Source organism: Micromonospora sp. ABR4_055 (assembly GCF_056160425.1).
The window spans coordinates 1-10,632 of sequence record NZ_JBSWXD010000195.1; the positions used below are offsets into that span (position 1 = coordinate 1).

The 10,632-nt window shown below is 69.4% G+C and carries 9 protein-coding genes; 5 read left to right on the top strand and 4 right to left on the bottom strand.

Translation table 11 applies throughout. The annotated features are described in order from the left end of the window. The 4 genes from ACXAHD_RS28960 to ACXAHD_RS28975 form a co-directional block, all read right to left on the bottom strand. On the bottom strand, window positions 1–882 hold an 882-nt coding region (locus tag ACXAHD_RS28960), incomplete at its 3' end, for an AAA family ATPase (protein WP_475054588.1). Further along, window positions 879–2,036: an exonuclease SbcCD subunit D gene (locus ACXAHD_RS28965; protein ID WP_281554107.1), complete on the bottom strand. Its 1,158-nt coding sequence runs from the start codon at window positions 2,034–2,036 to the stop codon at window positions 879–881. The genes ACXAHD_RS28965 and ACXAHD_RS28960, both read right to left, overlap by 4 nt. A gap of 44 nt (window positions 2,037–2,080) precedes the next feature. After that, a complete protein-coding gene (locus ACXAHD_RS28970) occupies window positions 2,081–3,832 on the bottom strand; it encodes an ATP-binding protein (protein ID WP_281555525.1) in 1,752 nt (583 codons plus the stop codon). A 153-nt stretch (window positions 3,833–3,985) separates the two neighbouring features. Beyond that, window positions 3,986–4,729 (bottom strand): pyrimidine reductase family protein, encoded by a 744-nt coding sequence (locus ACXAHD_RS28975; RefSeq protein ID WP_289213554.1) that lies wholly within the window; start codon window positions 4,727–4,729, stop codon window positions 3,986–3,988. Between the two features lie 232 nt (window positions 4,730–4,961). On the opposite strand from ACXAHD_RS28975, the gene ACXAHD_RS28980 reads away from it, so the two are divergent. The 5 genes from ACXAHD_RS28980 to ACXAHD_RS29000 all read left to right on the top strand — a co-directional run bounded on the left by ACXAHD_RS28980 (window position 4,962) and on the right by ACXAHD_RS29000 (window position 10,586). Next, on the top strand, window positions 4,962–5,507 hold the full coding sequence (locus ACXAHD_RS28980; RefSeq protein ID WP_281554108.1) for a plasmid pRiA4b ORF-3 family protein: 546 nt from the start codon (window positions 4,962–4,964) through the stop codon (window positions 5,505–5,507). 326 nt (window positions 5,508–5,833) lie between these two features. Continuing rightward, window positions 5,834–7,135, top strand: a complete 1,302-nt coding sequence (locus ACXAHD_RS28985) for an ABC transporter substrate-binding protein (protein WP_281554109.1) — start codon at window positions 5,834–5,836, stop codon at window positions 7,133–7,135. Window positions 7,136–7,275: 140 nt separating this feature from the next. After that, complete coding sequence (locus ACXAHD_RS28990; protein WP_281554110.1) at window positions 7,276–8,262, top strand: carbohydrate ABC transporter permease; 987 nt, start codon at window positions 7,276–7,278, stop codon at window positions 8,260–8,262. A gap of 6 nt (window positions 8,263–8,268) precedes the next feature. Continuing rightward, window positions 8,269–9,168: a carbohydrate ABC transporter permease gene (locus tag ACXAHD_RS28995; RefSeq protein ID WP_281554111.1), complete on the top strand. Its 900-nt coding sequence runs from the start codon at window positions 8,269–8,271 to the stop codon at window positions 9,166–9,168. Beyond that, a complete protein-coding gene (locus tag ACXAHD_RS29000; protein WP_281554112.1) occupies window positions 9,165–10,586 on the top strand; it encodes a GH1 family beta-glucosidase in 1,422 nt (473 codons plus the stop codon). The genes ACXAHD_RS28995 and ACXAHD_RS29000 overlap by 4 nt, the downstream gene beginning before the upstream one ends. Window positions 10,587–10,632: the final 46 nt, after the last annotated feature.

Genomic DNA, 10,632 nt, shown 5'->3' on the forward strand with positions numbered 1-10,632 from the left:
ATTCTTGTCTCCTCCTTCCTGGTTGGCCGGCTGGGTGTTGTCTTTTGGGTCGCCCCCCCCGGCCAACAGCCCGATCTCGCTGTCGAGGGCCGTCACCTGGTCGGCTGCGGTCGCCACCGCCTGCTGGGCCTGCGTCAACCGGGGCAGCGCGGCGTCGACGGCCGTCGCCAACGCCCGCATCGCGTCGACCTGACGCGCCGCGGCCGCCACCGCCGCTTCGTCGGCGTCGCAGAGCCCGCCGAGCAACTGGTCCACCGCCGCGACCGCCGCCTCGGCGGCCCCCGCCCGGGCGGTGGCCCGCTCCCGGACCCGTTCGTAGACGTGCAGCCCGAGCAGGTTGACCAGGATCTGCTGTCGGGTGGCCGGCTTGGCGTGCAGGAAGTCGGCGAACCGGCCCTGCGGCAGCAGCACGCAGGTGGTGAACTGCTCGTACGGCAGCCCGACCGCGTCCAGCACGGCCTGCTCCATCTCGGCGGGCGTGCCGGCCAGCACCTCGCCGAGATCGTCCGGGCTCATCCCGGTGTCCAGCCGGGTCACGTCGAACCCGGGCGGCATCATCTGCAGGCCGGCGTTGCCGGTCTTGACCGCGCCGCGCGAGTCGCGACGGATCACCCGGGTGGCGACGTAGCGACTGCCGGCGCTCTCGAACACCAGCCGCACCCGGGCCTCGGTGGCCGACGGTGCCAGCGCGGATGCGATTCCCCGGCTGCTGCCCCAGCGCGGCACCACCCCGTACAGGGCGAAACAGATCGCGTCGAGGATGCTGGACTTGCCCGATCCGGTCGGTCCGACGAGGGCGAAGAAGTCGGCGTCGGTGAAGTCGACCGTGGTCTCCTCTCGGAACACGGTGAATCCGGCCAGGTCGAGCCGCAGCGGTCTCACGACGAGGTCACCTCCTCGTACAGCGTGTCGAACAGGGTCCGTACGTCGTCGTCGCCGTGCCCGCGCGCGTCGAGGTAGTCGGCGAACAGCTGTCCGGGTGCCCGACCGGCCCGCTGTGGGGTGTGCGTCGCACCGGCGGCGGACGCGGCCCGGGTGAACTCCGGGTCGATGCGCACGTCCAACGCCCGGGGCAGCAGCGCCTGCACCTCTTCGCGCAGCCCGGCCCGGGGTGCCTCCCGGATGAACACCCGCAGCCAGGCGTCGCCGTGCTCGCCGGCGGCCAGTTCGTCGAGGGTGCCGTGGACGGTGCGCAGCGGGGTCGCCGCGTCCACCGGCACCTCGCGGACCCGGGCGGCGGTGCTGGCGGTGACGTCGACGATGCTGACCGATCCGACGTTGTCCTCCTCGCCGAAGTCGATTGGCAGCGGACTGCCGCTGTAGCGCACCGGGCAGGGCGCTTCGAGCTGCTGGGCGCGGTGCAGGTGGCCGAGCGCCACGTAATGCGCCCCGGTCGGGAAGACGGTGGCCGGTACGGCGTACCCGAGGACGGTGTGCACCTCCCGCTCGCCGCCGCCGGACCGCCCGCCGATCACGGTCAGGTGGGCGGTGATCAGATCCACCACGCCCGGCTCGCCGAACCCATCGGTGAGCCGGGCCAGCACCCGTGCGATGTGGTCGGCGTACGTCTGGTTGGCCTCGGCCGCGGTCAGCTGGTACATCTCGGTAGCCCGGACGGCGTACCGCTGGGACAGGAACGGCAGCGCGACCAGCCGCCACGGTTCGCCGTCGCCGGTGGTGCCGGTGATCACATGTTCGTCCGGGTTGTCCCGGACGGCGCCGCGCAGGGTGATGCCGGCGGCGTCGGCCCACGGCCGTAGCGCGTCCAGCGCGGCCCCGTTGTCGTGGTTGCCGCCGATCGCCACCACGTCGGCGCCGGTGCCGCGTAACGCGGTCAACGCCCGGGTGACCACCCGGGTGGCGTCGGGTCCGGGAGCGGAGGTGTCGTACAGGTCGCCGGCGACGATCACCAGGTCCGGGCGTTCGGCACGGGCGATCTCGACGACCCGGGCGAGCACCTGGATCTGCTCGGTCAACCGAGCCTGTCCCTTGAGGACCTTGCCGACGTGCCAGTCGGAGGTGTGCAGGATCCGCATCCGGGGGAACCTCCTCGACCTCAGGGTCAGAACGGCTAGAACGGTCAGAACGGGATGTCGTCGTCGGCCGAGGACCGACCGCCGACCACCGCGAACGGGTCGGCGGCCTGCACGATCGAGCGCAGCGTGCCCGACGGTGCGTCGCCGGCCTCCGACGAGCGGGTGGCCCAGGCCGGGAACGGGAACTCCAGGCAGAGCGGGACCGGGATGTCCGGCTGGTTGACGAACATCGTGCCCGGCTTGGCCAGCAGCACCCGCTGCCGCTGTACCGCCGGCAGGAAGCCGTACTCCGGCCGGGACGCCTCGGCCGGGTCGAGCCGGCCGACCACCCGGACCGCCGAGTTGGTGACGATCCGCCGCTCCACCTCGCTGGCGGTCTGCTGGGCACCGATCAGGATCACCCCGAGCGAGCGGCCCCGCTCGGCGATGTCGAGCAGCACCTCCTTGATCGGTGACGACCCGTCCCGGGGGGCGTACTTGTTGAGCTCGTCGAGCACGACGAAGAGCAACGGCTTGGCGGTACCGGCCCGTTCCTTGCGGTCGAACTCGTTCTTGAGCGTCACCCCGACCACGAACCGCTGCGCCCGGTCCGGCAGGTTGTGCAGGTCGACCACGGTCACCTGGGCACTGTCGTCGGTGCTGATCTGGTGCGGCCGTCGGGTGGCCAGGTCGCCCCGGATCAGCCGGGCCAGGTCGCGTTTGCTGCCGATCAGCCGGCGGGCGAACGCGTTCACCGTACCCATGCCGACCGCCGAGCCGGCCCAGGCCGATCGGGTCTCCTCGTCGCCGAGCTGGTCGACGATGTGGTCGACCAGATCCCCGTACGAGCCGATCCGCCGGCCGTCGATGCTGATGCCGCCGTCGGCGGGTTGCGCGTGCCGGCGCAGGTACGCGGTGACCGCGTGCACCACCATCGTGTACTGCTGGCGTTCGTCGTCGGCGTCGGCGAACACGTACGGCAGCAACTGCTTGTCGCAGAACTCGGCGACGGTCCAGTAGAAGCTGTCCACGCCGGTGAGCCGGCTCTGTACGTCGGGGGTGCCGGAGGCATCGCCGGCCCGGGGCGGGGCGTAGACCCGCACGTCCGGAAAGGCCCCGGCGGGCAGGCCCAGCCTGGCGTACGCGGCGGTCGTCGCCTCATCGAGCCGGACATTGGGGTGGTCGAGGAAGAGCAGGTCCTCGCCCTTGACGTTGAAGATCAGCGCCTTGGCGTTGACCGCGTCGCCGCCGAGCTGGCCGGAGCGGAACACCGAGTAGAGCAGAAACGTGGCGAAGCTGGTCTTGGTGGCGACGCCGGAGATGCCCGAGATCGACACGTGCGCGCCGCGCTGACCGTCGAGGAAGTCCGCGTTGAGGTAGACCGGCACCCCGTCGCGGCCGGTACCCATCGGGATCCGGCGTTCCATCCGGTCGAAGTGCAGGGCGCGGGCGCGGGCGTCGCCCTGGGCCCGCCACACCGGGGCACCCGGCTCCGGCGGTACGTAGATCTCCGGATCGACCCGGGTGGCGGTGATCTCGGCGGCCTCCTGCACCTGGGCGGGCAGGGTGCCGTCGGCGATGGCGAAGACGTCGGAGTCGAACTGCGCCCCTTCGTGGCGGGCCCGGACCTGGGTGACCACCCCGGCGATGGTCACCGGCTCGGCGCCCGGCAGCTCGCGGCGGGTCACCACGACGTCGTCCAGCTGCAGATAGTTGCCGGGGCCGACTGCGGTCCAGAACTGCAGGGGGGTGGCGTCGGCGGTACCCAGCACCCGGCCCACCGGCGTACCCTCCGGCGTTGCGTCACTCGTGGTGATGGACTGGTCGCTGAAGTCCGGTTGCGTCGTGCCCACGGGTTGCATCCTGCCCCACGGGTACGACCAGTACGGCATCCGACTCGGTGTGGCCGGCCGAATTCGCCGACGGTAGGTTCCGGACGACCCGACCCGCTGCCCGCGGGTGATCGCTCGCTAACTTACAGTCATGATCCTGGGGTGGTCGGGGTCGGGGTCGGGGTCGGGCCGGGTGTAGCGGAGCAGCAGCGTGCCGTCGTCGGCGGCCAGCACCTGGCCCAGCCGCAGCTGCCGCACGGGGCTGGCCGGACCCGCGCTGATCCGGCCGGCACCGGCACCGGCGAGCAGTGGGGAAACCGTCAGGCAGAGCTCGTCGACCAGATCGGCGGCGGTCAGCGAACCGAACAGCATCGGGCCACCCTCGCAGAGCAGCTGACGGTGGCCACGGGCGCGCAGCCGGCTCAGCCCGGCGGTCAGATCGATGGTGCGCTCGCCGGCCGGGACGATCTCCGCGACCCGGGCCAGTCGACGTCGCCGGTCGGCTGGCGCGTCGGTGGTGGTGAGCACGATCGGCCGCGCCGGTGCGTCGGCCAGGGCCGGTTGGTCCGGGTCGAGATCGAGCGAGGCGGAGACCACGACCAGGGTGGGGTGGGTGGGGAGGCCGTGCTGCTGCCGCCAGCGGCGGCGCCGGTCGTCCAGCCGCAGCGCCCGGTACTGCTCCCGGCGGAGGGTGCCGGCACCGACCAGCAGCGCGTCGCAGAGCATCCGCAGTACGCCGAAGACCCGTTTGTCCGCGCGTCCGGACAGTCCGGCGGACCGGCCGGCCACCGCGACCGCCCCGTCCAGGCTGGTCACGAAGTTCACCCTGAGGTGATCGAGGGGCGCGACGGCGTACGCCTCGATCAGGGCAGGGTCGTCCAGCGCGGACCCGGCCGGCTGTGGCCCGAACCGTCGGACCGGCGGGCCCGGGGCCGGGGTGTCCGGGGCCGGCGGGTGGTCGGTCACTCGCCCGCCGGACCGGTGACCGGTGGGGTCGGAGCGGAGGTACGGTGCTGGCAGTCGCACCAGTTACCACCCCGACACCCATCGTGCTGGCCTCTCCGGCACGCAGTGCAGATCATGGGTCCGAGCCTAGGTCAGAGAAAGGGCGGCCATGCCCCGTCAGATCTTCCACCTGCTGGTCACCCTGTCCGACATCGCACCGCCGGTGTGGCGCCGGGTCCAGGTGCCGGGCGGGTACACGCTGGACCGGGTGCACCGAGTGATTCAGCACGCGATGGGCTGGCGCGACTGCCACCTGCACTCGTTCGAGATCAACGGAGCGCAGTACGGCGAGCCGGATCCGGCCGGTGAACTGCTGCTGCGTGACGAGTTGGACACCCGGTTGGACGCCGTGGCCACCAAGGGGGCCCGGTTCCGCTACACGTACGACTTCGGCGACTGGTGGGAGCACGACGTCGTCGTCGAGGACGTCACCGCGCCCGAACCGGACATGCGCTATCCGCTCTGTGTCGACGGGGACCAGGCGTGTCCCCCGGAGGACGTCGGTGGTGCCTTCGGGTACACCGAGTTCCGGGCCGCGATCGCCGATCCGGCGCATCCGCGCCACGTAGAGATGACCGACTGGGTGGGCACGCCGTTAGATCAGGTCGGGTTCGACCCGGCGCGGGCCACCACCCTGCTGCGCCGGCTGACCTGACACCCGGCTGACCTGACACCCGGCTGGGCTGACTACCGGCCGGCCTGACCCGAATCTGACCCGGGAGCACCCAGGATCTGGCAGTAACGAAATGGGAACGCTCCCATCGGCCTCTTGACACCTCCGAAACCTCCCGGCAATCTCATGGGAGCGCTCCCGGCCGGGGTGAGTGAGATCCACGTCACTTGCTTGACCAACCGCGGAGCGCGGTCGTGCAGTGCCCGCTCCGCGGCGACGGACCCTTTTCGTCAATGCAGTTCCCGTTGTCACGGCGGACACCACACGGTCACCCCCCATCACAGAAAGCGACCTTGAGAGGGGTCAGGATGAGCGTCACGCTCCGGCGGTACGCCGCGGTCGCACTCGCCTCGGCCGTCATGTTGACGGCCACGGCCTGCGGCTCCGACGACGCCGATTCAGATCCGGACGGCCCGATCACCCTGGTCGTCGACATCTTCGGCGACGCAGGCTTCGGATACGACGAGTTGATCGAGCAGTACGAGGCCGACAACCCGAACGTCACTGTCCAGCAGCGAGGCGTAGGCCTCGGCCTCGGCGACTACAACACCCGACTCACCCAGCAGATCACCGCCGGCTCCGGTGCCGGGGACGTGGTGGCGATCGAAGAGGGCACGATGTCGCAGTTCTTCGCCCAGGCCGACAAGTTCGTCGACCTCGGTGAGCACGGTGCCAACGAGCTCGAGGGCAACTTCCTGCCGTGGAAGTGGGAAGCCGGCGTGCTGCCCGACGGCAAGGTGCTGGGGCTTGGCACCGACGTCGGCGGGATGGCCCTGTGTTACCGCTCGGACCTGTTCGAAGCGGCGGGTCTGCCGACTGACCGGGAAGAGGTCGGCGCGCTCTGGTCGAGCTGGGACGACTTCATCTCGGTCGGTGAGCAGTTCAAGGAGGCCACGCCGGACAAGGCGTTCGTCGACTCGGCGACCAGCTTCTACAACCTGGTGCTGAGCCAGATCGCCGGCGAGGGCACCGGGTACACCTACTACGACACTGAGAACCAGTTCGTCATGGAGAGCAACCCGGACGTGAAGGCCGCGTTCGACCTCACCACCGACATGATCGAGGCTGGGCTGTCGAACAACCTGCAGTCGTTCTCCAACGAGTGGAACGCCGGCTTCAAGAACGCCACCTTCGCCACCATCGCCTGCCCGGCCTGGATGACCGGTGTCATCGAGGGCCAGGCCGGCCCGGAGGCCGCCGGCAAGTGGGACATCGCCAAGGCGCCGGGTAACGGCGGCAACTGGGGCGGCTCGTTCCTGGCGGTGCCCACCTCCAGCAAGTACCAGGCCGCCGCCGCCGAGCTGGTCAAGTACCTGACCAGCCCGGAGGGCCACATCGCCGCCTTCGAGGCGGTCGGCAACCTGCCGTCCGCGCCGCAGGCGCTGGCCGACCCGAAGGTCGCCGAGGCGGTCAACGAGTACTTCTCCGATGCCCCGACCGGCGAGATCTTCGCCGCCGGTGCCAGCGAGCTCAAGCCGGTCTACCTCGGCCCGAAGAACCAGGCGGTCCGTACTGCGGTGGAGAACGCGCTGCGGGCGGTCGAGCAGGGCCAGTCGCCGGACGAGGGGTGGCAGGACGCCATCACGAACGGCACGGCCGCCGGCCGATAACGCGGTGTCACAACCCGGGTGAGAGATGGCGCTGGCAGGACCTGCCAGCGCCATCTCTCCCGCCGCGTCGCGGTGCCAGCGGCGCGTTGACCTCCCTGGCCGACGTCGGCCGGCCGCCGTACAACTGAAGGACTTTCCCGATGAGCCTGGAGCTAGACACCCCCGCGTCGGCGCAGCCGCGCGGCCACCGGGCGGGTCCGGCCGGCGGTGGGGCGGCCCGGCGCCGCTCGCTGACCCGACTGGACCTCAAATTTTCCCCCTACCTCTACATCCTGCCGTTCTTCGTGATCTTCGCGATCTTCGGCGTCTATCCGATCGTCTACACCGTCTGGATCGCGCTGACCGACCGGTCGCCGCTCAACGCTGAGACCAGCTTCGTCGGCCTGGACAACTTCGTCCGGCTGATCACCGACGACCCGCAGTTCTGGAACGCCGTCTACAACACGTTCGGCATGTTCCTGATGTCCACCGTCCCGCAGTTGCTGATCGCGCTGATGCTGGCCAACGCGCTGAACCGGCGGATCAAGGGACAGACATTCTTCCGGCTGGCCATCGCCATGCCGATCATCACCTCGACCGCAGTCGTCGCGTTGATCTTCTCCATGATCTACGCGCGGGACTTTGGTCTGGTCAACTGGCTGCTGTCGCTGTTCGGCGTCGAACCGATCGACTTCCGGGCGAGCAAGCTCGGGTCCTGGTTCGCCATCTCCACCATGGTCGACTGGCGGTGGATCGGCTACAACGCGCTGATCTACCTGGCCGCGATGCAGGCGATCTCGAAGGACATGTATGAGGCCGCCGCGCTCGACGGTGCGTCGCGGACCCGGCAGTTCTGGTCGATCACCGTGCCGCAGCTGCGACCCACCATCATCTTCACCCTGATCATCTCGACGATCGGCGGACTGCAGTTGTTCACCGAGCCGCTGCTGTTCACCAGTGGACCCGGCGGCATCTCCGGCGGTTCCCAGGGTCAGTTCCAGACGATCACCATGTATCTGCTCGACGTCATGAACCAGCGGTTCCAGTGGGGCTACGCGGGCGCCGTCTCGCTGCTGCTCTTCCTGCTCATCGCGTTCATGTCGCTGGTCAACTATCTGCTGGCCCGCCGGATCAGCTCGGACAAGTGAGGCGCGATGACCACCGCAACCCTGCAACCCGTGGCCAGCAAGCCCAAGCGCGGCAAGGGCCCGTCGTCGACCTCGGAGCGGCTGTTCAAGGCGAGCCCGTTGACCTGGTTCGGCCTGATTCTGGGCGTGCTCCTGTCGTTCTTCCCGTTCTACTGGATGATCGTCATCGCGTCGCGGACCAACGACGCCGCCAACGCCTGGCCACCGCCGTTCCTGCCCGGCGGCAACCTCGGTGAGAACATCGGCCGGGTGCTCGCCAACCAGGACGCCAACATTCTCAAGGGGCTGATGAACTCGGTCCTGGTGTCCGGCACCATCACCGTGGCGACCGTCTTCTTCGGTTCACTCGCCGGCTTCGCCTTCGCCAAACTGCGCTTCCGGGGCAAGAACGCGCTGCTGCTCGTCGTGCTCGCCTCGATGATGATCCCGATCCAGCTCGGCGTGCTCCCGCTCTACATCCTGATGTCCGAGCTCGGCTGGCTGAATCGCATGCCGTCGGTGATCGTGCCGTTCCTCATCGGTGGCTTCGGGATCTTCATGATGCGGCAGTACGCCGAACAGGCAGTGCCCAACGAGTTGATCGAGGCGGCCCGGGTGGACGGCTGCTCCACCTGGCGGATCTTCTGGCACGTGGTCGTGCCGGCGCTGCGCCCGGCCGCTGCGGTGCTTGGTCTGCTGACCTTCATGGAGCAGTGGAACCAGTTCTTCTGGCCGTTCGTAGTCCTCGCCGACCCGACCAACCCGACGGTGCAGATATCCCTGCGCAGCCTGAACTCGGCGTACTTCGCCGACAATTCCCAGATCTTCGCGGGAACGCTGATCGCGACGCTCCCGCTGTTCGTTGTTTTCATCCTCTTCGGCCGCCAGATCATCGGCGGCATCATGGAAGGCGCCGTCAAGTCGTGACCAAAGCAGCAAGTCCGCAGACCGCCGAGTTCCGCGAAGGCTCCGGGCAGCTACTCTTCCCGCCCGGATTCCTCTGGGGTGCCGCCACCGCGGCGTACCAGATCGAGGGCGCAGCGAACGTCGACGGCCGCAAGCCGTCCATCTGGGACACCTTCAGTCACACCCCGGGCAAGGTGCTCGGCGGGGACAGCGGGGACGTGGCCTGCGACCACTACCACCGTTACCGCGAGGACGTCGGGATGATGGCCGAGCTCGGCCTCAAGTCGTACCGGTTCTCGGTGTCCTGGCCACGGGTGCAGCCCGACGGGTCCGGCACGGCCAACCAGGCCGGGCTGGACTTCTACCGTCGGCTGGTCGACGAACTACTGGCCCAGGGCATCGAGCCGTGGCTGACCCTCTACCACTGGGATCTGCCGCAGCCGCTGGAGGACGCCGGCGGGTGGCCGGCCCGGGACACCGCGGCCAGGTTCGCCGACTACGCGGAGCTGGTGCACGGGGCGCTGGGTGACCGGGTGCGGTACTGGACCACGCTCAACGAGCCCTGGTGCTCGGCCTTCCTGGGATACGGCTCGGGCGTGCACGCCCCCGGGATCACCGACGGCGCCGACTCGGTCCGAGCCGCCCACCATCTGATGCTCGGCCACGGTCTGGCGGTGCAGGCGATGCGCGCGGCCCGGCCGGACCACGACTTCGGCGTCACGCTCAACCTGTACGCGGTGTCGCCGGAGACGGACTCGGCGGTCGATGTCGACGCGGCCCGGCGCATCGACGGTCTGGCCAACCGGATCTTCCTGGACCCGATCCTGCACGGGCGCTACCCGCAGGACGTGGTGGCGGACCTGCAACCGGTGACCGATCTGGCCCATGTCCGCGAGGGCGATCTGGATGTCATCGCCACTCCGTTGAACGTTCTCGGCATCAACTACTACAGCCGGCACGTGGTCAGCGGTGCGCCGGTACCGGACGCGGCCGACGAGCCGTCCTGCTGGCCGGGCAGCGAGCGGATCCGATTTGTCACCCGCGGGCTCCCGGTGACCGACATGGGGTGGGAGGTCGACGCTCCTGGCCTGGTGGAGGTGCTGCGCCGGGTCAACGGCGAGTACCCCGAGGTGCCGATCTACATCACAGAGAACGGCTCGGCCTACGTCGACGACGTCGTCAACGACAAAGTCGATGATCCGGACAGGTTGGCCTATTTCGACGCTCACCTGCGCGCCTGTCACGAGGCAATCTCCCACGGAGTGCCGGTGCGGGGCTACTTCGCATGGTCTTTGATGGATAATTTCGAATGGGCCTGGGGCTATTCGAAGCGCTTCGGCATGATCCACGTCGACTACGACACCCAGCTTCGGATCCCCAAGTCGAGCGCCAGGTGGTACGCCGATGTGATCCGACGTAACGGTCTGGCCGCACAATAGGCGTGGTCAGCCAGCAATAACTGGCCGCGCGGCGCCGGTTCCCTGC

Coding starts and splice junctions, on each gene's coding strand:
- ACXAHD_RS28965 (WP_281554107.1), bottom strand. CDS start 2,036: ATGCGGATCCTGCACACCTCCGACTGGCACGTCGGCAAGGTCCTCAAG.
- ACXAHD_RS28980 (WP_281554108.1), top strand. CDS start 4,962: ATGCCCCGTCAGATCTTCCACCTGCTGGTCACCCTGTCCGACATCGCA.
- ACXAHD_RS28985 (WP_281554109.1), top strand. CDS start 5,834: ATGAGCGTCACGCTCCGGCGGTACGCCGCGGTCGCACTCGCCTCGGCC.
- ACXAHD_RS28990 (WP_281554110.1), top strand. CDS start 7,276: ATGAGCCTGGAGCTAGACACCCCCGCGTCGGCGCAGCCGCGCGGCCAC.
- ACXAHD_RS28995 (WP_281554111.1), top strand. CDS start 8,269: ATGACCACCGCAACCCTGCAACCCGTGGCCAGCAAGCCCAAGCGCGGC.